Below are 26814 nucleotides of genomic sequence, written 5' to 3'. Positions count from 1 at the left end.
TTTGATTTATATTATTCTATCAAAAATCCAAATCACTCAATTGTTTTCAGACAAGCACTAGTTAAAATACTGTTATTTTTCAAAACAAATGGTCTAACTAACTGTTTATTAATGGACAATAAGATCCATTGGGTGAGGACCTGCAACACCAACAAAGACAAAACGTTCGTTTCCAGTATTAGTCATTCCATGTTGCTCACCTGGACGAGAAATAATCATGTCTCCTTTTTCAATTTCAATTGTTTCACCATGACCTGGATGGAACGTTCCTTTTCCCTGAACACATATCCATAAATCATCTGACGTAGTATGAGAATGGTCAAAAACTGATTGTCCTGGTTCTAAGCACCATAAAGCACCCGCTGTTTTTTCAGTTTCATAAAAGAAAGTCTTTTTCCCTTCTTCTGGATCAAAGCAAGCTAAGTCATCAATTTTAAATAATCTTTCTTCGATTTTTGATTTAGACATAAATATTTTCCTTTCTATTGAGTATCAATTGATCTTTTTATAAAATCTAAATAATTGTTCTGCAGTTTGACGAATACTTTCAGTTGTTGTCGCCTTGTTTAGCGTTTTTTCTTCAGATGCTATTTGACGAATAATCGGGAAAAATGCATCGATTCCATGATCATTACATTGTCCTACATCATCAGAAACACTACCTGCAATCGCAATTAACGTTTTTTCATATTTTTTAGTAATTTTTGCTAAAGCAGAAGGAACTTTCCCCATAACTGACTGAGCATCTAAGCGGCCTTCTCCTGTAATCAACAAATCTGCTGTTGCAATTTTTTCAGCAAGCTTTTTCTCATTTGCTAATAACTCAAATCCAGGTTTGGTCTCACTAGTTAAATACGCCAAGAATGCGAATCCAAGGCCCCCAGCAGCACCTGCTCCAGCTTGATTTGATAAATCATTCCCAAGATATTTGGTACTTATTTTGGCAAATTGTTCTAATAAGTGATCGATTTTTTCAACTTCAACCGCTTTGACACCTTTTTGCGGACCGAAAATAGCTGTTGCTCCTTGTGATCCACATAAAGGATTTATAACATCACTTGCAATTGTAAATTTACATTCTTTTAGTTGAGGCAAAACGTTCGAATCATCCACATCTGATATGTGGTTTAATTCACAAAGATTTTGTTTAATAACCTCACCTTTTTCATTTTTAAATTGATACCCTAAAGCTTGTAGCATCCCAACTCCAGCATCATTGGTCGCACTACCGCCTAATCCAACAACAAACTCTCTATATCCTTCAGTAACTAATTGCTTGATTAATTCTCCAAGCCCAAATGTCGTTGCCTTCCATGGGTCAAGCTCTTCTTTTGGAACTAAAGTTATGCCAGAAGTTTCTGCAACCTCAAGATACGCTTTCTTTTCATTGATTCCATAAGCTGCTTGAACTTTTGCTCCTAGAGGACCTGTCACAGTAGAAGTCTTGATGGCTCCTTTTGTTTGATACATAAATGCTTCTACTGTTCCTTCTCCACCATCAGCTACTGGAACAATGGTTATTTCCGCGTCTAAGTGTGCATCTAAAATCCCCTTTTTGACAGCTTGACCTGCTTCTAAAGAAGTTACACTCCCTTTGAACGAATCCATTGCAATCAATATATTCATGATCTGTCCTCATTTCATTTAAGGATTTACTACGTTTTGTGGCGTTCCTTTTTGGAATTCTGCCACATTTGCCACCGCGATATCCATTAAACGAGAACGAGCTTCTTTTGATGCCCATGCAATATGCGGGGTAATAATAATATTTTTGGCTTCTAACAATGGATTATCTGCATTAATCGGTTCTGTTGAAACAACATCAACTGCCGCTCCCCCAACTTTACCAGCATTCAACGCATCTCTTAAATCCGCTTCATTGATTAGTGGACCACGTGAATTGTTAATGATTAATACACCATCTTTCATTTTGTCAATTGTCGTTTTATTAATTAACCCTTCTGTTTCAGGGAAAAGTGGACAATGCAATGAAATAACATCTGCTGTTTCAATCACTTCTTCCAATGGTACCATGCGTGCTCCAGCAACGATATCTGCATCAGAGCCTCTATCATTAGCAATTACTTTCATACCGAAGGCTTGAGCGATTTGACCAACTTGTTGACCAATACGACCAAAACCAATAATTCCTAATGTTTTGTTGGCTAATTCCATTTGTGGTGAATTCCAATAACACCAATCTACGTTGTTAGTCCATTCTCCTCGTTTTACTGAATCTGAATGCGCACCTGCTTGATGGCATAATTCTAATAATAACGCAATGGCATATTGAGCAACTGTATCCGTTCCGTAGGTTGGAATATTTGTTACTATGATTCCTAAGTCTTTAGCAGCTTCTGTATCTACTACATTGAAGCCAGTCGCTAGAACACCTACGTATTTCAAATTTGGTGCTTTTGCTAATATTTCTTTCGGTAATTGTACTTTATTGACTAATACAACTTCAGCATCACCGATTCGTTCTAAAATTTCTTCTTTTGGTGTGCGATCATAAACTGTTAAATCGCCTAAACTTTCTAGGGCATCCCAACTTAAATCGCCTGGATTTTCAGTATAACCATCTAATACTACTATTTTCATCTTCTCAATCCTTCCTTGATTATAATTGTGCCCATGCACGTTCGATGACACGTTTTGTATTTGCAACAATAATGTCGCCATCTTCATGAGGTCTAGGTAATACTTCAAAAGATAAGACCATTGGATTGTTAGCATCCAAAAGATTTTCATTTTTCAACACTTGGAAAAAGTCTAATAATTCGGCTGTATCATTTGCACTGTTTGGATAGCCAAAACGTGGATGTAAATCACCATAACAATCGCACCCTTCTTCAACTACAGCATTTCCAATATGCAAGTGAGTAATATATGGTTTTGTACATTGAATAACGAATTTACTTGTTTCATATGTTGTTGGAAAATGTGATAAATCTACAATCAAGCCAAAATTAGCATGAGTTAAGCGAACATCACTTGCAAATCTTGCTGCTAATGGAGCTGGTCCGATTAACGCACGTTTGTCCATATCATAGTCAAACACTTCTAGTTCAATCATCATATCTTTTTTAGCTGCATAGCTACAGATATTACGAGTTGTTTTTAACAATTGTTGATACGCTTCTTCTTTCGTTGCTTCTTCCCAAGCACCAGCCAAAAAGGCAATTCCTTTTGCTCCTAAATATTCAGCTTCATCAATTGCTTCAATCAATGTTTTTTCTGCTAAAATACGGTCTTCTTCTTTTAATGCATTTGGATTTAACCCTGGTCCAAGCAAACGAGGTTGCGCACCATAACAAACACGCATATGACTTTGCGCTAATATATCGCGCGCTTTTTCTCTTTCATCATCCTCTTTTACTTGTGTCATTTCAATTGCATTAAAAAATGGATCTCTAGAAACCTTCGTTAAAGTATCAAGCAACTCATATCTTTGTGGAGGATAGCTCATCCATTGAATCAATCCTAAATCAAAATAATTGTGAATACTTTCTTTCATGTTTTTTTCCTCCTAATACTAATCATTAATAATTTTTTTCATTAGTTATAATATCCCGTAAGATAATTAAGGCGCTCAACACTTGAAACTATCTAGTCTATTTTTCACTATAATTATTTACGGGATTCTTTTATCTCTTTGTATCTTTATATAACTTACTTAGTCAGCAAAACTTTTAATTTTATCTAATGATGGACCCATATCACATAATTGTTCTTGAACACAAATTGCATCAATCACATATGTTTTACCTGATTCTTTTGCACGTTGAATCGCTGCTTTCAATTCATCTGGAGCAAATACACGCTCTGCTTGACAACCAAATCCTTCAGCTACTTTGATATAATCCATTGTGCCATCTTGGTTATAAGGCATATCTACTCCATACTCAAAACCATAAGCACCGATTTGATTTTGACGAATCAAACCAAGATAAGCATTGTTTACGATAATTACAATGATTGGTTTTTTAGCTGCAGAAGCAACCGCAATTTCTTCTCCCATGAATGTAAAACCAAAATCTCCCAAAACAGTTACTGAGTACGCATCTGGATCAGCTACTTTAGCACCAAACGCTGCTGGCACTTCATAACCCAAGGTTCCTGCACCACCAGAAGGCATATATCTTCTTGGTTGATTGATATCTTGTAATTGTCCGCTCCAAATTTGAGTAATTCCGCAACCAGCAGTATACATCGTTGAATCGTCAAACGCTTCATTCATTTCTTGGAATACTCGATGTGGCATCATTGGACTGTTATCGTAATCCGTTTTACGGGCTAATTCTTTTCTAAGACCTGGTAAATCAGTGGCTCTTTGTTTGTTGATTGGTTGAAGACCACGTTTTTTCGCTTCTTCTGTCAGTGCATTTACACCGATTTTCGCATCAGAAACAATTCCTAAATCTGGCGCAAATACTTTTCCGATTTGGCCTTTTTCAATATCCATATGAATGAATTTGCGACCTTCACGGTACACATCTAAGTTACCTGTATGACGATCAGTAAATCGATTTCCAATTCCAATGACTAAATCTGATTCCAAGAAATATTTATTTCCAATTGGTTGACCAACTTGAATCCCCGCATGACCAGCATTCAACGGATGATCAACTGGGATACCTCCTTTAGCCATATAAGTAGTAATAACAGGAATATCCAACATTTCAGCAAATCCGATTAATTCTTTCTCAGCATGAGATAAGATAACTCCGCCACCCATGATGATCACTGGTGCTTTTGATTTTTCAATCATATCGATTGCTTCAGAAATATCTTTTTGTTCTGGAGCAACATTGACAATTTTTGCTGGTTCATAAGAATCAATATTAAAATCAATTTCAGTTTGTTGAACATCTAATGGAAGATCTAATAATACTGGACCAGGTTTGCCTGAACGCATTAGATAAAATGCTTCTTTCATGATTTCGGGAACTTGTTGGGCATCCATGACACAAAATACTTTTTTACAAACGGTTGATGCAATACTTACCATGTCAACACATTGGAAAGCATCTTGCTCCATTTGCCAGCTATTTGCTTGCCCAGTAATTGCTAAAACTGGAATAGAATCTATATTTGCAGTGTACAAACCTGTTACAAAGTTTGTAGCACCAGGACCTGAAGTACAAAGCGCTACAGCAATTTTATGAGAAGCACGATAATACCCATCTGCCGCGTGCATACAAGCCTCTTCATGACGCATACAAAAATGTTCAATTGGTGCTCCTTCTAAATATTTGTAGACTGGATTGATCCCAGCTCCTGGAATTCCAAAAGCGTCAGTAATTCCTTCTTTTACCATAATTTGTACAATTGCTTCAGCTGCTTTCATTTTATCTCCCTCTTTCGTTTCACTTAGTGATATTGCGTTTCACTTTATTTCATGTTAACATCTTCACATAGCAATAACAATGAAAGCGTTGTATTTTTGTCAGTTCGTTTTTCTTTTTGTCCAAATGAAACAAAATGATTTTTATGGAGGGAAATTTATATGGTGGAGAAACAATTAAAAGTTAATCATTCGCTTTTAAAAGCCTTTACAATTATTGAAATCATGACAGTTGCTTCTGAAGAAATGTCTCTAAATGACATCTCAAAACAAGCAAGTATTCCTAAAGCAACCGCACTACGCTTAATTTATACGCTAATGACCATTGGTTATGTCCAACAAAATAAAAAAAATGCAAATTATTCATTATCTCTAAAATTTCAACTATTAGCATACAGTTCTGATATCTATCAAAAAATGGTTTCAGTTGTCCGTCCTTTTATAAAGGAGCTTTCATTGAAATTATCCGAAGCTACTCACCTATCAATTTGTGATAGTGACGAATTAGTTTATATTGAGTCAATTGATGGGTTTGATAGCTTACTAAAAGTTACACAAAAAATTGGTAAACGGTCCCCCCTTTATTGTACCGGAGCAGGTAAATTGTATCTCGCAGCGATGAACCCCGAAGAATTGGATTGTTACTTTAAATCCACGATTCTGCAACCGCTGACTTCACATACACATATTACAAAAAGAGCGATTAAAAAAGAACTTAAAAAAATCCAAACTGATGGCTATTCAATAGATGATGAAGAATGTGAAATGGGCGTAAAGTGTGTCGCAGTTCCTGTCTACAACAAGCAAGGTGAGATTGCTTGCTCATTAAGTGTCTCAATGCCGACTATTCGTATTACAGAAGCGAAAATGACTCAAACAATTAATCTTTTAATAGAAACAGCCAAAAAAATACCGATATAGCTCCCCTTCCCATTTGAAATGATTGTTATTTGATTTCACTATTATTTTTATCTTTAAACAACTATTCAAAATATTATAGTACTTATTTAGGAGGTCATCATAAATGACTACACTCAAACAAATATTAGAAATCCCACGTTTTTCAGAATTACATGTTTTAAATGAACATGCTGATTTAGAAAGACCTTTGGACACAGTAGAAATTTCAGAAACACCAGATGTCAGCGATTACATCCCGAAAAACGCCTTAATCATTACCACAGCAATGGTTTTTCAAAATAATATGTCTGGTCTTTCTTCATTTATTCGTTCTTTAGTAAACGTCTCTGCTGCTGGAATTGCAATCAAAGTTGGTCGTTTTCTACCAAGTCTAGATCAAGAAGTATTAGATACTGCAAATGAATTAAATTTTCCAATCATTCAAATTCCTGTTAATATGACACTTGGAGATTTAGGGCACAAGTTACTTAGTCACTTATGGGATGATCAAACAGAACAAATCTTTTTTTCGCTAGAAATGCAACAAAAATTTGTAAATCTGATGATTCACGGCGCCTCAGCTGATACACTTTTAAAACAGTTAGGTTCTATGATTAAACAATCGATTTTTTTAATTGATCCTTTTGGTTCTGTTGTTAGTTCAAGTGTAGAATATTCAAGTTATGAGTTGATAAATTCAAAAGAAAAGAAAAAAAAATTACTAAAAAAAATAACTGAATACCAGCGTTCTAAACAAAAAGACACGTTTTTATTTGAAATAACAAAGGATACTAAAACATTAATTAGTGTCTTTCCAATTGGTTCTGATTACTATTTTCCTTTTATGTTGGTTATTTTCGATGTAGAAAAGTTGCCTTATCCCTTTTCACAATTTGCCATTCAACAAGCTATTACAGTCTTAACACTAACACTTTATAAAGAACAAACACTCAAAAATGAAAAAAGAGCAGAACGAAAAGAATTATTGACCTACCTTTTGACGCACAAAAAAATTACTGCTGAATCTGAATGGCTTGAGTATAAAAAACATTTTCCTGTTCTAAATTCTAATTATTATCGTGTCGTATACATGGAATGTGTGATTCCATCTAATAAACAGTATCATTCCAAAGAAATAGACAAACTAATTTATGATTACCTCTACTTCTACATTGAAAAAAATAATGAAGAAATAAAACTTTTTCCAACAGAACATCTAAATCAATGGGTTTTGATTGTTCAACAAAAAGGAAATATTTTGCCAATTTTAGAGGAAATTCATGGATACTTAGCAATTTTCTTAGAGGTTTTTGTCCGCTTTGGTATTGGCAATCCAGTTAACACAATTGATTTGATTCATTATTCATATAATGAAAGTAAAAATGCCTTGGAAGAAGAACCTGAAGGTAATGGATTTGTTTACCAAAATAAGATTCAAGGTCTTAAACAACTAACCGAAAACGTTTCTGATGAAGATGTTAACTTTTTTTGCGTGTCCATCCTTAAAAACTTAGCTTTTCCTGTCACACAAATCGATATTGAATTACGTAAGACATTATCGGTATATCTTTCAAAACAATGCGAAATCACTAAAACAGCTGAAGAATTATTTGTTCACAGGAATACTGTTAAGTACCGGATAAAAAAATGCGAAGAATTATTTAACACTCCGATCAACGATCCAGAATTTTCATTACAATTAAGAGTCGCTCTTTATTTATCAGAGCCTGAAGCTCGCTAAAAAACAAAAGGAACTGATTTATAAGATACATCCAACATTTACAAATAGAAATCCGTAAGAAATCATTCTTCTATTCAACGATTTCTTACGGATTTCTTATTCGTTCAAGGCAAACCTAATTTCATTTGTCTATCCTTCAACTTCATTAATTAATCTAAATAATTCATATTTTTTTCATACAAGCTTATACTCCATTTAAATAATTAACGTTATTATATATTCAAAACAACCAATATTTTTGTGGATGAACGTGGTGTTTAACTCTTTGGAGGCTAGACAGATGTTTGTTCTCTATCGATCAGAGGTGTAGGTTCGAATCCTGCCATCCACTTTAATTTTTGCAATAAAATAAGCAGAAATCCTGATGCGTTACTTCCTCTTCATGATTTTCTACTTATTTTATTGCTTTTTTATTTATTCGTTACATTTCCGTCAACATCTCGATCAACTTTCATATCCGTGATTGCCAAATAGCCTAATTCCTTAACCGGTCCATCTTGAACTTCTGGTTCCATCATAAAATCCAGGAATTTTTTAAGATTTTCATTAGGTTCTCCATTTGTATACATATGTTCATAAGACCAAATTTTCCAAGAATTATCAGCAACATTTTCTTCCGTTGGTTTCACATCATCTACACTTAAGGCAACTGTTGTATCATCCATATAAGAAAAAGCAAGATAACTAATCGCACCTGGCGTTTGCGCTACAATTTGACGAACTGTTCCAGATGAATCTTGTTCTTGAGATTGAACCGCTGAAGCGCCATCTAATCCCCATTTTTCAAAGGTTGCTCGTGTTCCACTGCCGCTTGCGCGATTAATCACAGCGATTTCTTGATCTTTTCCACCGAGTTCATTCCAATTTTTAGTTTTTCCAGTAAAGATATCAATCAATTGTTGATGGGTTACATTTGTTACGCCCACATCTTTGTTGACTACTGGTCCCATACCAACAACTGCAACGCGATGATCAACTAACTTCGTAGCATCTACACCTGATTTTTCTTCTGCAAATACATCAGAATTACCAATATCAACTGCGCCATCTGCAACTTGAGAAAGTCCTGTTCCACTTCCTCCACCTTGTACAGAAATCGTGTAATTGGCATTTTCGGTAATAAATTGATCTTTAGCTGCATCTACTAATGGTTGCAAGGCAGTTGATCCTACAGCGACTATTTTTACTGGTTCATTACTATTACTATTTACGGTTTTTGAACTGCTCTCATCAGTGGCGCTTCCTTGGCTGCCACATCCTGCAATGATTAATCCTACACTTAATAAAACTGTCGCTAATGCGCGTTTCTTCATTTTAACACGTCCTTCTTCTCAATTTGTTACAAGATTAGTTTAACAAGTAAATGTAAATTCCCGAACAAAAGCTTGTAAAAATTGAGTAAAGGAATGTAAAGAATGTGTATGTCGCTACCTTTTAAAATATCTCTATTATTTTATACAAAAAAGCTTTTTTTAAATATACTCTAAAATATCCTCAATTCTGTCAATATTTTGATATTCTGGATAGTCTCTTATCCTTTCACTACTAATATGAAATATTTTCAAACTAAACTGTTCTGCTAACTCAACATCGACAATTGAATCTCCGATATAAAATGATCTCTTTAAATCAATACTAGGAAATTTTTCCAAGACTTTGTCAATCATTCCAGTCTTTGGCTTTTTACAATCACAGCACTCTTCATCCGTATGTGGACAATAAAAAAAATCTAATACAGAAATTTTATTTTCTGCTAAAGTTTTCAAAAATAAGCGATTTACTTGAGAAAATTGTTTTTCAGTAATAATATTTTGATTTATAAGATACTGGTTACTTATAAAAATAATTTTATACCCTAATTCATCAACTTTCTTCAAAGTTTTGATACTACCATCAAAAAAATCAGGTTTTTGAATATTTCGCCACTCTTCATCCCTATAATCTTTGATGATTGTCCCATCCCTATCCAAAAAGGCTACTCTCATTTTATGTTATCCTTTCCAAAAATATTTTTTTGATTATTACTTATTATTTTCAATCTCCCGCATTTCCTAAGTAACGCATTCACTTCGATAGTTTGAATACAATTCAACCGGTAAATTTAAACTAGTTTTTTATTATACTAAAAAAAAATCAGAATGAAAGAGACGCTTTTTCATTCTGATTTTCTATTAACCTAGTTTATTTATTTTATTTCTTCAAGTGATTCAATCTATTTATTTCGCTAATTCAATAAAATTGGCCATTCGTTTCATCGCTTCTTTTAGATTTTCCATTGAAGCAGCATAACTAATACGAATATAGCCTTCTGCCTCTGGTCCAAATGCAATTCCAGGAATCACTGCCAATGCTTCTTTTTGTGCTAAAGCCAAACAAAATTTCATTGAATCTTGTTCTTGATTAGCAGGTATTTTCGCGAAAATATAAAACGCGCCATTAGGACGAGCCACATCAAAGCCTAATTGGGTCATTTTTTCGTAAACGAAATCACGTCGTTCACGATATTGTTCTTTCATAATTTCCGCATCATTGATTCCTTCAATCAATGCTCTAACAGCTGCTTTTTGAGAAATCGTTGAAGCGGCTGTCACCAAGTATTGATGAACTTTAATAATTTCAGCTATCAACGCTTCTGGTCCAAAAATGAAGCCAATACGCCAACCTGTCATCGCATGAGATTTAGATAGTCCATTAATTAAAATCGTTTGTTCTGGAATAAATTCTGCAATCGATACATGTTGATTGTCATACGTTAATTCACTATAAATTTCATCACTAATCACAAAAATCGGATATTTCTTGACAACTTCTGCAATTGCTTGAACTTCTTCTCTAGTATAGGTTACTCCTGTTGGATTACTTGGATAATTTAAAATAATAGCTTTCACTTGATCGCCATGTTCAATCATTGCCTGTTCAATCATCTCTGGAGTCAAGACAAAACCATTTGAACTAGTATCGATATAAACGGGTTCAGCAGAAGCTAGTGTAATAATTGGTTCATATCCTGGATAAATTGGGGCTGGCATCAAGACTTTGTCTCCTGCCTCTAAAATAGCTAACAAACTAGCTGAAATGGCTTCGGTTGCACCAACTGTCACTAAAACTTCTGAAGTATGCCGATAGCTCACTCCATATTTTTCTTTCATAAAATAAGTGGCTGCTTCACGAACATCTGGTAACCCTGACATTCCTGAATAATGAGAAAAATTATCTTTAATTGCTTGTTTAGCAGATTCTTTGACATGTTCTGGTGTATTAAAATCTGGCTCTCCTAAAGTCAGTTTCAAAATCCCATCGATACCAGAAACCTGTTCATCAAAACGACGGATTGTCGATACTGCAATCTTATACACTTGTTTATTAAATCTATTTGTTAAATTCATTTACTGCCACATCCTTAAATAAGTTTATCTAAAACAGTTGTTCTAAAATCAGTCCACATAACCTCAAATATTTATCCATCAAACTAGATTAAACCTGTTTAGTTTTTTTTAACTAAAATTAGGATAGCACTTTTTTATTCTCTAATCAATTCTTAATGGAAAGAAAAAGGTTTTACACGTCATTTTATTGATAAAAGAAAAGGAAAAACTGGGAAATACCTTCTTATTCCTTAGATTCAATCGTTTTTTTCTTATCCTCTATAGTATCATACCCATAAAAAAAATGAAATTTTTATTTCAAAAAAGATTTTTTTCTTTCCATTTCCATAGATTGACCTTGCACTATTCAACATAGTTCTTTATAGTAAAAAGAAAATGGTTTGATGGAGGTCCTGATTAATGAAAGGAATTAGAAAAATTACCCCTTATGTCCCAGGGGAACAACCCAATTTTCCTGGGATGGTCAAGTTAAATACAAATGAAAACTCTTATCCCCCTTCTCCAAAAGTTAGCGAAGCTTTAACGGTATTCAATACTGACCGTTTAAAATTATATAGTTCATTAACCAATCAATCACTAAAAGAAGCGTTAGCTATTGAATTAGGAGTTGATACACAGCAATTAATTATTGGTAATGGCTCAGATGAAGTTTTAGCTTTTTGTTTTTTGGCCTTTTTTAATAGTTCAGATCCAATTTTATTCCCTGATATCACTTATGGATTTTATCGCGTATGGGCCGATTTGTTTAAAATTCCTTTCCAAGAAATTCCTTTAACAGATACATTTAAAATTGATTTTAGTGATTATTCGAAAAAAAATGGCGGTATTATTATTGCTAATCCCAACGCACCGACCGGTATTTATAAAGAAAATAGCGAAATCGAACAACTTTTGCAGCAGCATCCTGATGTTATTGTCATCATTGATGAAGCGTATATTGATTTCGCGGAGAAGTCTTCTATTGAACTACTAGATAACTATCCTAATTTAGTGATTGTGCGAACTTTTTCTAAATCTCGTTCATTAGCTGGACTCCGAGTGGGGTATGCGATTGGAAACCCTGAATTTATTCAAGTAGTAGAAAGTATAAAATCATCGTTCAATCCGTATTCTGTTGATATATTGGCTGAAAATTTAGCAGCAGCTGCCACTAAAGATCTTAACTACTATCAAGAAATAACAACAAAAATTTGTACGACTCGTGATTGGTTCAGTCAAGAAATTAGTAAAATCGGTTTCTTGTCTCTTCCTTCAAAAACTAATTTTATTTTAACAACCCACCCAGATTTAAATATGGAGGAGCTTTACAAATTTTTAGAAAAAGAAACTATTTTTGTCCGCTACTTCGGAAGTGTTCCTCGTTTGCAAAATTATTTACGAATTTCAATTGGTACCCAAACGGAAATGGAAAAAGTGAGTGATGCCTTGAAATCTTTTAAGAATCAGCAAAAATAAATTTGTTAGTAAAAAAACAGTTATTCCTTGAAAAAAACAAGAAGTGACTGTTTTTTTAATTGTTTGCTTGTTTGACCGCATCAATTACAGCATAACGAAAACCATTTTGTTCTAGTGCAGCAACGCCCTTAATTGTACTCCCACCAGGAGAAGTCACACCATCCTTCAATTGTGCTGGATGTTCTTTAGACTCCATAGCTAATTTTGCAGTTCCTAAAATCATTTGGGAAATAATTTCGAATGAAACGGGTCGTGACAATCCTTCCATTACAGCAGCATCACTTAACGCTTCCATAAAAATGGCTACAAATGCCGGACTACATCCTGCTACCGTTCCGAATGTTCCAAGTAACTCTTCTTTCACTTCTTTTACCATTCCAAGAGATTCCAGTAATTCAATGGTTTTCTTCTTTTCCAAATCAGTAAAGTTTTTAGAAAAACTCACTCCTGTTACGCCTTCATTGACACGCACTGGTGTATTAGGAATCGCATGAACAACTCGTGTATCATTTCCTAACAGTGATTGGTTTTCAGCAACTGTATGTCCACCAGAAACTGAAATCAATGTAGCTTTCCGTGGAAAAATTGGCGCTAAATCAGTTAAGATGGTTGGAACAACAGCGGAACCCGTTGCTAAAAAAAGGTAGTCACAATGACCAAAAGCCTCATAAGAATCCACTAGTTGAAACCCTAGTTGTGCTTGTAATTTTTCAGCCGTTCCACTTGAACCACCTTTGACAATCAACTCTTCTGGTAAAAGGACCTCTGCTTTTAATAATCCTTCAATCAAAGCACTTCCAATTTGACCTGCACCTATAAATCCTATTTTCATGAGTTTCATCCTCCAATTCTTTTGTAATTCAAAGAAGAAGTTAGTTATAGATAATCTATCTAACTTCTTCTTTATTTACTTATTTGAACTCCTAAAAAGTATTCACTCAGCTATTTACTATTGTTTTTAACTTAAGAATCAAGCAATCAATCCATTGATTACTTTTTCAAACTTAGCGATTTTTTGATCCGCTTCTTCTTGAGAACTTGCTTTTGTTGCTAAATAAAACTTAATTTTCGGCTCTGTACCAGAAGGACGAATCGCCACCCAACTGCCATCTTCCAAGAAATATTTCAATACATCAGAAGGTGGTGTCGTTAATTTCTCGACGTTTCCTTTAGAATCAGTTCGAGTTAATTCTTTGAAATCTTCTGTTTGGATCACATTAATATCTGCAAAAGATGTCCAAGCTTCTTCACGGAATTGTTTCATCAATGATTTGATTTTTTCGCTACCTTCGATTCCGCTTAATGTGACAGAAATCGTTTTTTCTTCAAAATAGCCATACTCTTCAAAAATAGCAATCAACCCATCGTAAAGTGTTTTGTCTTGTTTTTTATAATAAGCAGCAACTTCTGCCAAAAGGACTAAGGCTTGAATGGCATCTTTATCACGCACAAAGGATTTTACTAAATAGCCATAGCTTTCTTCAAAACCAAACATAAAGGTTTGTGAATGATCTTCTTCATACTGCTCAATTTTCTCAGCAATAAATTTAAAACCAGTTAACACATCGACCATTTTCGTTTTATATTTGGCTGCAATCGTTGTAGCTAATTCGCTAGAAACAATTGATTTTAGAACAACAGCATTTTCAGGTAATGTTCCAGCTTGCTTATGTGCTTCCAAAATATATTGAATGAAGATTGCACCTAATTGATTCCCAGTCAACACTTGATAAGAGCCGTTAGGCAAACGAACAGCTGCTCCTAATCGGTCGGCATCTGGATCTGTAGCAATCAATAAGTCTGCACCTTCTTTTTCGCCTAAAGCAATTGCATATTCAAAAGCAGATTTTTCTTCGGGATTTGGTGATTTAACAGTCGTAAAATCTGGATCAGCAATTGCTTGTTCTGGTACAAGAACAAATTTTTCAAATCCAGCTTGTTTCAACGCTTTTTCTCCAAGCATTTTCCCAGTACCATGTAAAGGTGTGTAAACTAATTTTAAATCAGCACCCATTTCATCAATCAAAGCTTGATTAATCGTTACAGTTTTAACCAACTCTAAATAAGCCTGATCGACTTCATCACCAATAATATGAATCAACCCACTAGCTTCAATTTCTGCTTCTGGCAATACATCAATTTTTAATGGATTTTCAACTGAACGAACATATTTTGTCAATGCATCTGCATCTGCTGGCGGCATTTGTCCGCCATCTTCCCCATATACTTTATAACCATTGTATGCAGCAGGATTATGAGAAGCTGTAATCATGATTCCAGTAAAAGCATTTAAATGTCGAACCGCAAAAGAAAGTTCTGGCGTTGGTCTTAAGCTTTCAAAAACATACGAAGTAATTCCATGTTGTGCTAAGGTTCTAGCTGCTTCCATTGAAAATTCTGGTGACATATGACGAGAATCAAATGCAATTGCAACGCCTCTTTTTTTCGCTTCGTCTCCTTGTGCATCAATAAAACGTGCTAACCCTTCTGTTGCTTGGCGAATTGTAAATATATTCATTCGATTAATTCCAGCACCTAAAATACCACGCATTCCAGCCGTTCCAAATTCTAATGGTGCGTAAAATGCATCTTGACATCTTTCAGGATCCGTTTTTAAATCGCTTAAATCGTTTTTTAATTGTTCAGGTAGGTTTGTTTCATTTACCCATTGTTCATAGACTTGTTCCCAAGACATGAATAACACCTCTTTTTCTAATGTTTTTAATCGCTTTATATTATATCATTCTACATCTTGAGAATAAAGAGAAGTAAAAATCTCTTTATTAAAAACGTTTTTTATTTAAATATTTTTTGATTTGCTACTAATTGATCAGTCACTAATGTTGGTTTTTGCGCGAAAAAGTCCGCAAATTTTTGACTCCATTTTTTTGTTTCCCTTGCTTCACCAAAGGCGGTCATTGTTTGATCGTATGCTTCAATCAGCTCATAAGTATATGGATGATAGTAATTCAAATGGACCACAGCTGCTTCTGGTAAACGCGGTTTGACCTTCATTTCTACGATTGGTTTTCCAATGCATAAACCAAACAAGGGAAATGTTTGGTATGGTAACTGTAATAATTCCGTTATTTCTTTTCCTTGTTTGCGGATACTTCCAACGATTACAGAGCCTAAGCCAAAACTTTCGACAGCAATAACCGCATTTTCAATGGCCAACGCAGCATCGGTTGTTGCTAATAAAATAGGCTCAATACTGTCTTCAATCAAATAATCGCTTTGATATTGGTCACTGACTATTTTTGTTCGCTGTAAATCACCCACAAACAGTAAAAATGCAGAACATTCTTCGATTTGTGGGTTCCCAGGATTCCATTCTACCAATTGTTTTCTAATTTCTTTATCTTGAATCACAATAATACTGTAGAATTGACCGTTCATCCAGGTCGGTGCTTGACGTGCAGCTAGTAATATCTCTTTCAGTTGCTCCTCTGGCAAAACAAATTGTTTATCAAAATCTCGATAACTACGACGATTTTTTAATAATTTTAACGTTTCATTCATACAATCCCCTCCATTACAGGTATTTTATCATACTATTTCTGACTCAAAACTATTTTCCGAGTAATTTCATTAAACTTTATTGAAAATAGCTCAAGATTCTCATCATTAATACGAGAAAAATTGATTCGAATGCCTTTTCTTTGTTCACTAAATAAAATACTTGGTGCAATCAATAACCCCTCTTTTACAAATAAATCCCACTCTTTTTGTCTAAAGTCACCCTTTTTCCAAACTGCCCAAAGATAAAAACCCCCTTTTGGTTTTTCAACTGACCACTCTTCCATATTAGCCAAAATACTATAAACAGCTTCTCCTCTTTTGAACAATGTCTTTCTTAATTCAGCAATTTTCGTTAAAAAAGTTGCATCATTTAACGCTAGATTAGCGAATAGTTGAGGAAAAATACTTAAAGAAAAATCCATCATTTTTCTTGCTTCAGCCAATTTTTGACTGACCGAAGAAGGCGCACTTAACCAGCCTATTTTTGTCGTTGAACCTAAAATTTTTGAGAGCGAACCAATGTAAAGAACATTTTCCGGATCTAGTTTTTTCAATGGTTGAATTAAATTTGATGAATGAAAATGAAGGCTGGCAAACACATCATCTTCAAGAATCGGAACTTGATAGTTTTGGCAAATTGCAATTAATGCTTTGCGCCGATTTAATGTCATGACTTTTCCCGTTGGGTTTTGAAAAGATGGATTTACCATGACCATTTTCACTCGCTGCTGTCTAATTACTTTTTCAAGCGAATCAATCTTGATTCCCTCTCCATCAATCTCTACTCCATATAAACGAATTCCAGCAGCTTGAAAAATAGGCAAGGCATAAAGAAAGGATGGATCTTCTATTGCTACACTATCCCCAGGTTTTAAAAGAACTTGTAAAATCAAAAATAAAGCTTGTTGAGCTCCTGAAGTGATTAATAAACTGTCAGGAGACAAATTAAAATGATATTCCTTTTCAATCGATTCTGTGATTGCTTGACGTAACGGATAGTAGCCCAAATCGTCTTGCTGTTCTTCTTCAAGAAAATGTTTCCATGTTAGTGCTGGGAAATCAAAACTTGGAATTAAATCCATAGGCAGCTCTCCAGTATATGCATCAATAATATCTTTTGAATTCATTTTAATGCTCTCTTCTATTTTATTTGTAACAGGATCATTTTGAGAAAAAGCATTTTGTTCCAAATATCTACGCCAATCGGTTTTTGGAACTGTAGTGATTCCCCACTTCCCTTCATTGACAATCGTTCCACTTCCTTGTTTGCGAACAATCCAGCCTAAAGATACTAACTCATCCAATGCATGAACGACCGTCGAACGATTTACTTCAAAAAAACTAGCTAATTTTCGTTCAGAAGGCAAACGCTCTCCAGGCAACAATTTCCCTTCTTTAATATAAGAAAGAATCAATTCCATAATAGTGATATAAATCGGTACACCTTTTTCCTTTTCAATATGCCACATAATATTAACTCCTATTCATATTCGATACTTGAGCAATAAACTATTTATCTAATTCAGAGAAGCAAAAATTGGATGAGTTGAAAATAACCCAATTGGCAGTTTTTGTCAACTTCCATTTGATTTATACTATTCTTAATTCAAAAAATAAGGAGTCGATTATTTTATGATAAAAAAAGTCGTTACAGTCGCAGGATCTGATTCTAGTGGTGGTGCTGGAATTCAAGCGGATTTAAAAACATTCGAAGAGTATGGTACATTTGGTTTTTCAGCAATCACAAGCATTGTTACAATGAATCCTGATGAGGGTTGGAGCCATTTAGTCACACCTATTGAACCAAATTTAGTTGAAAAACAATTAAAAACGATTTTTGCTGGCGCTCCTTTAGATGCGATGAAAACAGGAATGTTAGGAACTGTCGAATCAATTGAAATCACAAGAAATTATATCGATAAATTCGATATGAAAAATATCGTCATCGATCCCGTGATGGCCTGTAAAGGAACAACAGAATTATTACAACCAGAAAACGTTGCAGCAATGATTCAGCTACTTTTACCTAAAGCAACGATTACAACCCCAAACTTAGTCGAAGCTGGCATTCTTTCTGAAATGGGTGACTTGACTAGTCTTGAACAAATGAAACAAGCAGCAAAAAAAATTGTAACTTTGGGACCAAAAAATGTTGTTATTAAAGGCGGTCATCGCTTACAAACAGAACATGCAACGGACTTATTTTATGATGGTACTTCTTTTACTATTCTTGAAGGTGAACTGTATAAAACTGATTTCAATCATGGGGCTGGTTGTACCTTTGCGGCTGCAGTAACAGCTGGTTTAGCAAAAGGTTTTTCGGTTCCTCAAGCCGTTTCCATTGCCAAATCATTTGTTGCAGCTGCAATCAAGCATGGTCAACAAATTAATCCATTTTTAGGGCATGTTTGGCATGGCGCTTATAATGAAGCAGAAAAAAGAATCAATCAGGAAGGATAAGACAGCGTGAAAAATACCATTTCAATTCGTTCCATTGTACTTGTTGCTCTTTTTGCAGCACTGACTTTTCTAGGAACCACAATCAAAATCCCTGTACCCACGGGTGGTTTTATTCATCTAGGTAACTCGATTTTACTACTGGCAGTCTTATTAATTGGTTATAAAAAAGGCGCATTAGCTGGTGGCCTCGGTTTTGCTATCTTTGACATTTTAAATGGTTACGCTGCTGAAGCACCTTACTTTATTTTTGAAAGTTTTATTGTTGGTGGTGCAGCAGCATTAACTGTGCTTTTATTTAGAAATAAAATAGATTCAATTGGAAAAATTTTGACTGTCGCAACCATAACAGGAATTGTTAAAATCATTATGACTCAATTAAAGAATACAACGATGCTTTTTTTAGCTGGATCTAATTTATCCATTGCTTTCACTGGTGCCTTAAGCAAACTTCCTGCCACAATTGTTAATGTAATCAGTACGATTATAATTGTCGCTCTTGTTTATTTTCCTTTGAAAAAAGCGATGTCAAAAATCATTACAGATAGATAAAAATAACGAAACCCCAGAAAAATTTTGTAGATGTTTTTCTGGGGTTTGTAATTAAGAAAATATAATTTTTGGTGCGCAAAACACCTGTGCTAATTTTCTTATCCATTAAGAATTCGTTAACTTCAAATTAATAACCAGAAGAGAATTAATGTAAACCTATTTCTTCTAAAGATTTAAAAATTTGTATATAACCAATCCTAAAACCGTTCCCACTAGAAAAATACCTAAAAAAACTTGATAAAATTGAGTTTTTTCTTGTTTTTTATAGGTATTGAATACGCTAAATACAAGAAAGATTGACACAAATAAAATTAATAATACTAGAATCATGATAAAACCTCCTATTAATAATTTTTTTCAAAAAGCTAAGATGATTCTGTATTAATTTAACATAGAAAATTACTGCTAAAATAGCTTTGACATAAACAATCACTTTTTTATCTTAAATGGTTATTTATCTTTAACTCTTAATCAAAGCAATAAAAAAAGTAGCTCTTCTTTACAGAAAAACTACTTTTTTACTTCAATACTATTCTTTAGTCAAAATACTTTCCAAAATCCCAAAGATAATACCTGCCACTGGAAAAATGACCCAACTTACGCCCCAATTACCATAGATAAACGATTGAACCAGAAAACACACAACTACGATTGGCCAGTAAACTTTTTCAAGAATCAAAAGCAATGGTGGTTTTTTTTTATCTAAATCAGCTTTTGCTCGTGGACCAGGTTTGTCTTCATCAGAAACAAAGTATGTTTGATTGACTAATTTATCGAAACTACCCATAATTACGCCACCGAATACAAGAAAGAACACACCAATCGCTACAAGAATCAGCATCGCGCTCAATCCTAACATTTCATAAAAGTCCCCATACATAAATCGATCAAACGTCTCCGTAAAAATCAATAATGGACCTACTGACAAGATGCATAGTGACACACCCGTTACAATACACAACACAAATGAACGTTGAAACTGTTCTTTTCTTTTTCTTACTTCATTTTTGACAGAAATAGGAATCAAGCGATCATTAAACTGTCTACCTATTTGAGCCATACTAGTTCCAGCAATAATAAAGAAAGGAACACCAATTGCCGCCCCTAAAAAGATAAATAGTACTCCGATTACTTCGTTAATAAGTGCAGATGCCGCAAACATTGCAGCAACTCCTAAAATAATAATCATTACTCCCAGACCGATTAACGTCGCTCCTCGATGATATATAGCTAAGAAACTTTGTGCTTCTTGTGATGTAATCTCATCTAATTCATGACCATGCTCCGTTTCATAATCTTGTTTCAAATTCATTTCTTCAAGTAGCTCTTCAATGTTTCCAAATTCTGAAATCACAGCTCCGATTGCTTCATTTTCAGATTTTCCTTGTGCTTTTAAATCTTCATAGCGATCTTCTGCATTCGCCAATAAATCAGCCTTAAGTTGTTTTGTTTTTTCAGTTTCTTCTACCCCAAGAAAAAGAGCAGTTATATAATCATTAATTGTTTTCATTTTCTTCCTCCTTAATAAATTGGTTGACGACTTTTTTTGTTAAAAACCATTCTTGAATTTTTTCTTTTAGATAAACATTTCCTTTTTCAGTAATTTTATAATAAGTTCGTTTTTTTCCATGGGTGATATCTCCTGGAAATGATTCAATATAACCGTTTTTTTCTAAACGGTTGAAAGCTGAGTACAACGTGGTTTCTTTAATTGAATAGTTGTCTTGTGAAATTTCTTGAATTCGCTTTGAAATCGCATAACCATATGAATCACCTTCAAGTAAAACAGTTAGGATAAACGTATCGTTGTATCCTCTGATTGCATCACTACCAATCATTCTCCCACCTCCATTTTACTCCACCTAACGTACTACGTCTGTCGTTGTAATTAGAATACCATAATTACTCCGACAGGTAAAGTAAAAAAGCAAGACAAAATAAAAAATTTTGTCTTGCTTTCATTTATTTTCTTTAAATCGTATCTCCATTAAAAATAGAGTTCTTTACAATCACATAGTCAACTTTTCTAATGGCTTCAAGATCTTTACCACCTGCATATGAAATCGAAGATTGTAAATCTTGTTGCATTTCGACTAAAGTATCGGAAAGACTTCCTTTATGTTGAATCCAGATTTTCTTTCCTTCAACATTTTTCTTCTCACCTTTTTGAAATTCAGAAGCACTGCCAAAATACTCTTTTACTACAACGCCATTCTCTACTTTTGTTTCACCTGGAGATTCATCGTGTCCTGCAAATAATGAACCAATCATAACCATTGTTGCACCAAAACGCACTGATTTTGCGATATCACCATGTGTTCGAATTCCGCCGTCAGCAATGATTGGTTTTCTTGCAGCTTTAGCACACCATCTTAACGCGGCCAATTGCCAACCACCTGTACCAAATCCTGTTTTAATTTTAGTGATACAAACTTTCCCAGGGCCAATACCGACTTTAGTTGCATCTGCACCCGCATTTTCCAATTCACGGACAGCTTCAGGCGTACCAACATTACCAGCAATTACAAATGTCTCTGGTAATTTCTTTTTTAAGTGTTGAATCATTTTTATTACAGCATTAGAATGACCATGAGCAATATCAATTGTCACATAATCAGGGACTAAATTACGCTCAGCTAGTTCATCAACGAAAGCATATTCTCCTTCTTTAACACCAACACTGATAGACGTGATTAATCCTTTGGCATTCATTTTCTCCATAAAAGGGATACGAGCAGCTTCGTCAAAACGATGCATAATATAGAAGTAATCATTTTTTGCTAAAAATTCAGCAATTGATTCATCGACGATTGTTTGCATATTAGCGGGAACTACAGGCATTTTAAAGCTATGTTTTCCTAAAGTTACCGTTGTATCACATTCAGAACGACTATTCACAATACATTTATTTGGGACAAGTTGGACATCTTCATAATCAAAAACTTTCATGAGTTATTGCCTCCTAAGTAATTCGTAATAAATACGCAAAAAACACGAACATTCATCCAAAATCGTTCGGATTTTTACACACCTATGCTAATTTACACTATTTTATTAGGAATGTCAAAGAAGTATTGACGAAAATTCAACAGTTATGCCTTTTTTTAATATTTGGGTAGACTTCCCTTTATAATTGCACATATTATTTTCATTATTTAACTTTTTTACATAAATTGCTACTTTCTAAATCTTTTTTAAAACTGCTTTAAAAGAACTAGTTTGATTTAATTCCTATCGAAACTGAGGTATAATGACTGGGAAATGTATTTTATTTAGGAGGCCAAGCCATGTTAAAAATCGAAAGAATTAAAACAGGTGTTATTCAAGAAAACTGCTACTTAATTTATAATGATGAACATTTATTAATTATTGATCCTGGAAATGATGCTGAAAATATTAGCGCTCTTATTCAAAAAACGAATAAAAAAGTTGCAGCTATTTTATTAACACATACGCATTACGATCATATTGGCGCAGTTGAAAGCCTTCGTAAAGAATATCAGGTTCCTGTTTATGTTAGTCCCTTGGAACAAGCATGGTTATCTAATCCTGAATTAAACTTATCTGGATTAGTTAGACATGATGATATGCCTGACGTGATTGTTCGCCCTGCCGAAGTTGAGTTCACGTACTCTGATTATGAAATTGGCGGAATGCGTTTTTCAGTTATGCCTACACCTGGCCATTCGATTGGAAGTGTTAGCTTTCTATTTGACGATTTTGTTATTTCTGGTGATGCATTATTTAAAGGCAGTATTGGACGAACAGATCTCCCTACTGGAAATATGGAACAATTGCTTCACAGCATAAATACTTATTTATTTACTTTGCCTGATGAACTACCTACCTACCCTGGGCATGGAGACGCTACAACAATCGGTCATGAAAAAAGAACGAATCCATTTTTTAACTAATTTATTTAGGAGGAAATAAAAATGAATAAAGCAACTGTTTTGTATTTGGTTCGACATGGAAAAACGATGTTCAATACTATTGGACGAACTCAAGGTTGGTCTGACACGCCATTGACAAAAGAAGGCGAAAAAGTCATCCACGCTCTTGGTTTAGGCTTGAAAGATTTTCCGTTTGAAGAAGCTTATTCAAGCGATAGTGGACGCGCTATGCAAACCGCACGAATTATTTTACAAGAACACGAAAAAGGAAATACGATTCCTTATAATGTCGATCCCCGAATTAGAGAATGGTGTTTTGGTTCCTTAGAAGGTGGTTATGACGGAGAATTATGGGGAGTCGTTCCTAGAGTTTTAGCATTTAAGGACTATAATGATATGATGACAAATCGAATTAGTTATCAAGAATTAGCTGAAGCAATCATTGCAGCTGATACCGCTGATTGGGCGGAACCTTACGAAAAGATTCGTGAGCGCGTTTGGAATGGTTTTGAAGACATCGCTCATAAAAGAGAAAAAGACGGCGGCGGCAATGTAGTAGTTGTTTCACACGGCTTAACTATCTCCTTCATGCTTTCATTGATTGATAATAGTTTACCAATGCAAATTGGGCTTGAAAATGGTAGTGTTACTAGATTGACTTATGAAAATGGCACATTTAGTATTGATTCTGTAAATGATACTCAGTATATAAAAAATGGCTTTGCTTTAAGAAAATAACAAAAGGTAGAACAATCCGTATATAAAAAAACAGTGAGAGTGAGACAAAAGTAAAAAACACTTTTGTTTAATCTCTTAAAACCGAACAAACGGTGGTGCAAAAGCAGCTCCTTCGGAAATAAGCCGAAATTTACCAAAAATTTGAAGAGCAATTTCCGGAAATTCCTTCTTATTTCTCGGAGCTAACCGCTTTTTTCCCAACCTCGTTGTTTCTTTTATATACGGATTGTCATTGTAGCACAAACCTGTTTTATCAACTATGTTGCTTCACAACTTTTACTGCTTTACGAGAATTTTGCACTTTTTCGATAGACTCATCATAGTTTTTTGATGCATAGGCAAAGAAAAGTACATCAACCACATATAATTGAGCGGTTAATGAAACTGTCGCTGCACTTCTTAAAGGTGCTTCATCAGCTTCTGCCGTAACTAATAAAATATCCCCTTTTTCTGCTAAACTGGACGCCGAATTTTTCGTTAGTGCAATCAACATTGTTCCACTTTTTTTAGCTAGCTCTGCTAATGCAATCACTTCACTTGTCATTCCAGAATTAGAAATACAAATCAAAATACTTTTTGAATGATTGGTACCTATAGCCGAAGCCAAGAGTAAATGATCCAATGTACAAAAAACCATTTTCCCTAACCGTGTAAACTTTTGATAAATATCTTGGGCAACCAATGATGATGCACCTAAACCATATACATAAATAACCGAAGCTTCTTCAATCGCCAAAACAGCTTCATCGATTGCTTGCTCGTTTAAAGCTTCTGTCGTTCGTTCTAAAACATGAACAATTCTTGATTGCAGTTTTTGCTTAATAGCAGCTGTAGATTCACTATCTTCAACTTCGGTATAGTTTTCAGAATTTGTCGCACCCAAATTAGCTGAAAGCAATAGTTTTAATTCCGTAAAACCATTGACATTAATTGAATGACAAAAACGAATAATTGCGGCTGGACTAGAATCAGCTTTTTTTGCTAATTCTTGGGCGCTTAGTGTAATTACTTCATTGATATGTTTAATGATATAATCGGCAATTTTTTGTTCTGATTTTGGAAGATTTTGTCGATGATCTTGAATTGTAAAAATAATATTTTGTTGCATTTCTTACTTCTCCTCTTTTCGATTATGGAAGATAAAGTTCTTAATGGTCTTATTTTATTATAACTCATTTTCTTTGAGTGGTATGAATTTTAAATTAAATAAGTAAAAAAAGTCAGATTTAGTAATAGTTTTTAAAAAAGGATAGATGAAGCCTTAATTTTTCAGAATACTTTCTTTTTCATTTTATACTACAGAAAAACAGTTGAGATTATGCATTATAGCAGTTCTCTCAACTGTTTACCTTTTATTAATTTGTTTCTTTTAAATCTTTTGGAATTCCAAAGAAGAAGGTTGCTACAAATCCACCTGCATACGCAGCAAGTAAACCTAAGACATAAGCCATCCACTGGTTGTTAGCAATTAATGGAATAAGAGCCGCTCCACTTGGTCCAATTGCGATAGCTCCAACATTCCCAAAAGCTCCGATTACAGCTCCACCGATACCTCCACCAATACAAGCAGTTACAAATGGACGTCCTAAAGGTAATGTTACACCGTAAATAAGTGGTTCACCAATTCCTAGAATCCCAACAGGCAAAGCTCCTTTAATCATTTCAACAAGTTGAGTGTCTTTTTTACAACGAATCCAAAGAGCAATTGCTGCTCCAACTTGTCCACCACCAGCCATTGCTAGAATTGGTAAAAGCAGGGTCATTCCTGTTTGAGAAATCATTTCGATATGAATTGGGGTCAAAATTTGATGCAACCCAAACATGACCATCGGTAAGAAGGTTAAACCTAGTGTAAAACCAGCTAACATTCCGCCTCTTTCTAAAATAACATTTATTGATCCAACTAAACTATTTGAAATTAATCCAGCAACTGGCATAATCAAAAAGATTGTCAATAAACCAATAACTAATAAAGAGATTGTCGGCGTTACAATGATATCAATCGCATCTGGGACGAATTTGTGCAATTGTTTTTCAACTAATGAAAGTAACCATACCGCAAAAATTACTCCGATAATTCCACCTTGGCCAGCTGATAAAGAGCCACCAGTTAGTATATTCGGCAGTGGGGCTTCGGGGTTCATACCTGTCAACATAGTAATCCCACCAACGACCCCACCTAAAGCTGGTGTTGCACCAAATTCATTCGCACTATTGATACCAGTATAAATTGCAAGATAAGCAAAAATACCATTTTTAATAATGTTTAATACATCAATATACTGTTGCCAAGAAGCATCGAGTTGTCCCGCTACTAGCATGTTTGACATAACGGCAGCAGCTCCACCAATAATTCCTGCACCAACAAAGGCTGGAATCAATGGAACAAATATATTAGAAATTGATTTTAATACTTTTTTAAATCCAGAATTACTATTATTTTTTTGCTTTTGGGCAGCTTTCATTTGTGCCGCTTTTTCTTCAACTAATTGTTTTCCTGAATGATTTTCAGTTTCTTCAGTAACAATTGTTTCTGGGAACGGGTCGCCAAGTTTGACACCCACCATATCTACCATTTCTTGTGCCACTTTGTTTACTGTTCCTGGTCCAATAACGACTTGGAGAGTATCGTCTTCAACCACTCCCATAACACCGTCAATATTTTTTAATTCTTCTAAATCCACTAAGTCGTAATCGCGAATATCCATACGGACACGTGTCATACAATGACGAAGTTTAGATACATTTTCTGTACCACCAACTTTGCTATAGATTTCCCTCGCTATACGTGTGATTTTCTCTTCAGCCACTTTTCTTCCTCCT

25 protein-coding genes are annotated in these 26814 nt (G+C 34.6%); 7 read left to right on the top strand and 18 right to left on the bottom strand.

Features of this window, described 5'->3' with window-relative positions; translation table 11 throughout:
* Positions 1–108: 108 nt before the first annotated feature.
* The 5 genes from ACYSNW_RS05180 to ACYSNW_RS05160 form a co-directional block, all read right to left on the bottom strand.
* Positions 109–468: a cupin domain-containing protein gene (locus tag ACYSNW_RS05180; protein ID WP_461743400.1), complete on the bottom strand. Its 360-nt coding sequence runs from the start codon at positions 466–468 to the stop codon at positions 109–111.
* A 24-nt stretch (positions 469–492) separates the two neighbouring features.
* Positions 493–1626: a glycerate kinase family protein gene (locus ACYSNW_RS05175; protein ID WP_461743399.1), complete on the bottom strand. Its 1134-nt coding sequence runs from the start codon at positions 1624–1626 to the stop codon at positions 493–495.
* Positions 1627–1644: 18 nt separating this feature from the next.
* Positions 1645–2601, bottom strand: a complete 957-nt coding sequence (locus ACYSNW_RS05170) for a D-2-hydroxyacid dehydrogenase (protein ID WP_461743398.1) — start codon at positions 2599–2601, stop codon at positions 1645–1647.
* Positions 2602–2620: 19 nt separating this feature from the next.
* On the bottom strand, positions 2621–3517 hold the full coding sequence (locus ACYSNW_RS05165) for a TIM barrel protein (protein ID WP_461743397.1): 897 nt from the start codon (positions 3515–3517) through the stop codon (positions 2621–2623).
* A 159-nt stretch (positions 3518–3676) separates the two neighbouring features.
* Positions 3677–5350 (bottom strand): thiamine pyrophosphate-dependent enzyme, encoded by a 1674-nt coding sequence (locus ACYSNW_RS05160; protein ID WP_461743396.1) that lies wholly within the window; start codon positions 5348–5350, stop codon positions 3677–3679.
* A 159-nt stretch (positions 5351–5509) separates the two neighbouring features.
* Between ACYSNW_RS05160 and ACYSNW_RS05155 the strand changes: the two genes are divergently transcribed.
* Together ACYSNW_RS05155 and ACYSNW_RS05150 are read left to right on the top strand one after the other, a co-directional pair.
* Positions 5510–6268: an IclR family transcriptional regulator gene (locus ACYSNW_RS05155; protein ID WP_461743395.1), complete on the top strand. Its 759-nt coding sequence runs from the start codon at positions 5510–5512 to the stop codon at positions 6266–6268.
* 103 nt (positions 6269–6371) lie between these two features.
* Positions 6372–7988: a PucR family transcriptional regulator gene (locus ACYSNW_RS05150; protein WP_461743394.1), complete on the top strand. Its 1617-nt coding sequence runs from the start codon at positions 6372–6374 to the stop codon at positions 7986–7988.
* 410 nt (positions 7989–8398) lie between these two features.
* Here ACYSNW_RS05150 and ACYSNW_RS05145 read toward each other — a convergent pair whose 3' ends face one another.
* The 3 genes from ACYSNW_RS05145 to ACYSNW_RS05135 form a co-directional block, all read right to left on the bottom strand.
* Complete coding sequence (locus ACYSNW_RS05145; protein ID WP_461743393.1) at positions 8399–9301, bottom strand: phosphate ABC transporter substrate-binding protein PstS family protein; 903 nt, start codon at positions 9299–9301, stop codon at positions 8399–8401.
* A gap of 159 nt (positions 9302–9460) precedes the next feature.
* The gene (locus ACYSNW_RS05140; RefSeq protein ID WP_461743392.1) at positions 9461–9973 is read right to left on the bottom strand and encodes a D-glycero-alpha-D-manno-heptose-1,7-bisphosphate 7-phosphatase; all 513 of its coding nucleotides are present in this window, start codon (positions 9971–9973) and stop codon (positions 9461–9463) included.
* Positions 9974–10204: 231 nt separating this feature from the next.
* Positions 10205–11374: a pyridoxal phosphate-dependent aminotransferase gene (locus ACYSNW_RS05135; RefSeq protein ID WP_461743391.1), complete on the bottom strand. Its 1170-nt coding sequence runs from the start codon at positions 11372–11374 to the stop codon at positions 10205–10207.
* A 399-nt stretch (positions 11375–11773) separates the two neighbouring features.
* Between ACYSNW_RS05135 and hisC the strand changes: the two genes are divergently transcribed.
* Positions 11774–12829, top strand: coding sequence for a histidinol-phosphate transaminase (hisC, locus tag ACYSNW_RS05130; RefSeq protein WP_461743390.1), 1056 nt, complete (start codon positions 11774–11776; stop codon positions 12827–12829).
* Positions 12830–12884: 55 nt separating this feature from the next.
* Here the strand turns inward: hisC and proC are convergent, their stop codons facing one another.
* The 4 genes from proC to ACYSNW_RS05110 all read right to left on the bottom strand — a co-directional run bounded on the left by proC (position 12885) and on the right by ACYSNW_RS05110 (position 17820).
* Positions 12885–13661, bottom strand: coding sequence for a pyrroline-5-carboxylate reductase (proC, locus tag ACYSNW_RS05125; RefSeq protein ID WP_461743389.1), 777 nt, complete (start codon positions 13659–13661; stop codon positions 12885–12887).
* 138 nt (positions 13662–13799) lie between these two features.
* A complete protein-coding gene (locus ACYSNW_RS05120; protein WP_461743388.1) occupies positions 13800–15524 on the bottom strand; it encodes a phospho-sugar mutase in 1725 nt (574 codons plus the stop codon).
* 101 nt (positions 15525–15625) lie between these two features.
* Positions 15626–16351, bottom strand: a complete 726-nt coding sequence (locus tag ACYSNW_RS05115) for a nitroreductase family protein (RefSeq protein ID WP_461743387.1) — start codon at positions 16349–16351, stop codon at positions 15626–15628.
* Between the two features lie 32 nt (positions 16352–16383).
* Positions 16384–17820 (bottom strand): aminotransferase-like domain-containing protein, encoded by a 1437-nt coding sequence (locus ACYSNW_RS05110; protein ID WP_461743386.1) that lies wholly within the window; start codon positions 17818–17820, stop codon positions 16384–16386.
* Positions 17821–17983: 163 nt separating this feature from the next.
* On the opposite strand from ACYSNW_RS05110, the gene thiD reads away from it, so the two are divergent.
* Positions 17984–18811, top strand: a complete 828-nt coding sequence (thiD, locus tag ACYSNW_RS05105) for a bifunctional hydroxymethylpyrimidine kinase/phosphomethylpyrimidine kinase (RefSeq protein ID WP_461743385.1) — start codon at positions 17984–17986, stop codon at positions 18809–18811.
* A 6-nt stretch (positions 18812–18817) separates the two neighbouring features.
* A complete protein-coding gene (locus tag ACYSNW_RS05100) occupies positions 18818–19360 on the top strand; it encodes an ECF transporter S component (protein ID WP_461743384.1) in 543 nt (180 codons plus the stop codon).
* Between the two features lie 165 nt (positions 19361–19525).
* Here the strand turns inward: ACYSNW_RS05100 and ACYSNW_RS05095 are convergent, their stop codons facing one another.
* From ACYSNW_RS05095 to guaC, 4 genes are all read right to left on the bottom strand, one after another.
* Entirely contained in the window at positions 19526–19690 is a 165-nt protein-coding gene (locus tag ACYSNW_RS05095) for a hypothetical protein (RefSeq protein ID WP_461743383.1), read from the bottom strand.
* Positions 19691–19889: 199 nt separating this feature from the next.
* Positions 19890–20870 (bottom strand): permease prefix domain 1-containing protein, encoded by a 981-nt coding sequence (locus ACYSNW_RS05090; RefSeq protein ID WP_461743382.1) that lies wholly within the window; start codon positions 20868–20870, stop codon positions 19890–19892.
* Complete coding sequence (locus ACYSNW_RS05085; RefSeq protein ID WP_461743381.1) at positions 20857–21198, bottom strand: PadR family transcriptional regulator; 342 nt, start codon at positions 21196–21198, stop codon at positions 20857–20859. The genes ACYSNW_RS05090 and ACYSNW_RS05085 overlap by 14 nt, the downstream gene beginning before the upstream one ends.
* A 133-nt stretch (positions 21199–21331) precedes the next feature.
* A complete protein-coding gene (gene guaC, locus ACYSNW_RS05080) occupies positions 21332–22309 on the bottom strand; it encodes a GMP reductase (RefSeq protein ID WP_461743380.1) in 978 nt (325 codons plus the stop codon).
* Positions 22310–22647: 338 nt separating this feature from the next.
* Here guaC and ACYSNW_RS05075 point away from each other — a divergent pair, with 338 nt between their 5' ends.
* Together ACYSNW_RS05075 and ACYSNW_RS05070 are read left to right on the top strand one after the other, a co-directional pair.
* Positions 22648–23274, top strand: coding sequence for an MBL fold metallo-hydrolase (locus ACYSNW_RS05075; RefSeq protein ID WP_461743379.1), 627 nt, complete (start codon positions 22648–22650; stop codon positions 23272–23274).
* Between the two features lie 21 nt (positions 23275–23295).
* A complete protein-coding gene (locus tag ACYSNW_RS05070) occupies positions 23296–23991 on the top strand; it encodes a histidine phosphatase family protein (RefSeq protein ID WP_461743378.1) in 696 nt (231 codons plus the stop codon).
* 253 nt (positions 23992–24244) lie between these two features.
* Here the strand turns inward: ACYSNW_RS05070 and ACYSNW_RS05065 are convergent, their stop codons facing one another.
* The gene (locus ACYSNW_RS05065) at positions 24245–25099 is read right to left on the bottom strand and encodes a MurR/RpiR family transcriptional regulator (protein ID WP_461743377.1); all 855 of its coding nucleotides are present in this window, start codon (positions 25097–25099) and stop codon (positions 24245–24247) included.
* Between the two features lie 247 nt (positions 25100–25346).
* Positions 25347–26801 (bottom strand): PTS transporter subunit EIIC, encoded by a 1455-nt coding sequence (locus tag ACYSNW_RS05060; RefSeq protein WP_461743376.1) that lies wholly within the window; start codon positions 26799–26801, stop codon positions 25347–25349.
* Between the last annotated feature and the right edge of the window lie 13 nt (positions 26802–26814).

It is taken from the genome of Enterococcus sp. LJL99 (genome assembly GCF_054871725.1).
Note: the sequence above shows the minus strand (reverse complement) of the source record. Positions and strands in the feature narration are given on the sequence as shown.

Excerpts from the sequence above, each read along its gene's own strand:
- ACYSNW_RS05180 (WP_461743400.1), bottom strand. The coding sequence starts at position 468 with ATGTCTAAATCAAAAATCGAAGAAAGATTATTTAAAATTGATGACTTA.
- ACYSNW_RS05175 (WP_461743399.1), bottom strand. The coding sequence starts at position 1,626 with ATGAATATATTGATTGCAATGGATTCGTTCAAAGGGAGTGTAACTTCT.
- ACYSNW_RS05170 (WP_461743398.1), bottom strand. The coding sequence starts at position 2,601 with ATGAAAATAGTAGTATTAGATGGTTATACTGAAAATCCAGGCGATTTA.
- ACYSNW_RS05165 (WP_461743397.1), bottom strand. The coding sequence starts at position 3,517 with ATGAAAGAAAGTATTCACAATTATTTTGATTTAGGATTGATTCAATGG.
- ACYSNW_RS05160 (WP_461743396.1), bottom strand. The coding sequence starts at position 5,350 with ATGAAAGCAGCTGAAGCAATTGTACAAATTATGGTAAAAGAAGGAATT.
- ACYSNW_RS05155 (WP_461743395.1), top strand. The coding sequence starts at position 5,510 with ATGGTGGAGAAACAATTAAAAGTTAATCATTCGCTTTTAAAAGCCTTT.
- ACYSNW_RS05150 (WP_461743394.1), top strand. The coding sequence starts at position 6,372 with ATGACTACACTCAAACAAATATTAGAAATCCCACGTTTTTCAGAATTA.
- ACYSNW_RS05145 (WP_461743393.1), bottom strand. The coding sequence starts at position 9,301 with ATGAAGAAACGCGCATTAGCGACAGTTTTATTAAGTGTAGGATTAATC.
- ACYSNW_RS05140 (WP_461743392.1), bottom strand. The coding sequence starts at position 9,973 with ATGAGAGTAGCCTTTTTGGATAGGGATGGGACAATCATCAAAGATTAT.
- ACYSNW_RS05135 (WP_461743391.1), bottom strand. The coding sequence starts at position 11,374 with ATGAATTTAACAAATAGATTTAATAAACAAGTGTATAAGATTGCAGTA.
- hisC (WP_461743390.1), top strand. The coding sequence starts at position 11,774 with ATGAAAGGAATTAGAAAAATTACCCCTTATGTCCCAGGGGAACAACCC.
- proC (WP_461743389.1), bottom strand. The coding sequence starts at position 13,661 with ATGAAAATAGGATTTATAGGTGCAGGTCAAATTGGAAGTGCTTTGATT.
- ACYSNW_RS05120 (WP_461743388.1), bottom strand. The coding sequence starts at position 15,524 with ATGTCTTGGGAACAAGTCTATGAACAATGGGTAAATGAAACAAACCTA.
- ACYSNW_RS05115 (WP_461743387.1), bottom strand. The coding sequence starts at position 16,351 with ATGAATGAAACGTTAAAATTATTAAAAAATCGTCGTAGTTATCGAGAT.
- ACYSNW_RS05110 (WP_461743386.1), bottom strand. The coding sequence starts at position 17,820 with ATGTGGCATATTGAAAAGGAAAAAGGTGTACCGATTTATATCACTATT.
- thiD (WP_461743385.1), top strand. The coding sequence starts at position 17,984 with ATGATAAAAAAAGTCGTTACAGTCGCAGGATCTGATTCTAGTGGTGGT.
- ACYSNW_RS05095 (WP_461743383.1), bottom strand. The coding sequence starts at position 19,690 with ATGATTCTAGTATTATTAATTTTATTTGTGTCAATCTTTCTTGTATTT.
- ACYSNW_RS05090 (WP_461743382.1), bottom strand. The coding sequence starts at position 20,870 with ATGAAAACAATTAATGATTATATAACTGCTCTTTTTCTTGGGGTAGAA.
- ACYSNW_RS05085 (WP_461743381.1), bottom strand. The coding sequence starts at position 21,198 with ATGATTGGTAGTGATGCAATCAGAGGATACAACGATACGTTTATCCTA.
- guaC (WP_461743380.1), bottom strand. The coding sequence starts at position 22,309 with ATGAAAGTTTTTGATTATGAAGATGTCCAACTTGTCCCAAATAAATGT.
- ACYSNW_RS05075 (WP_461743379.1), top strand. The coding sequence starts at position 22,648 with ATGTTAAAAATCGAAAGAATTAAAACAGGTGTTATTCAAGAAAACTGC.
- ACYSNW_RS05070 (WP_461743378.1), top strand. The coding sequence starts at position 23,296 with ATGAATAAAGCAACTGTTTTGTATTTGGTTCGACATGGAAAAACGATG.
- ACYSNW_RS05065 (WP_461743377.1), bottom strand. The coding sequence starts at position 25,099 with ATGCAACAAAATATTATTTTTACAATTCAAGATCATCGACAAAATCTT.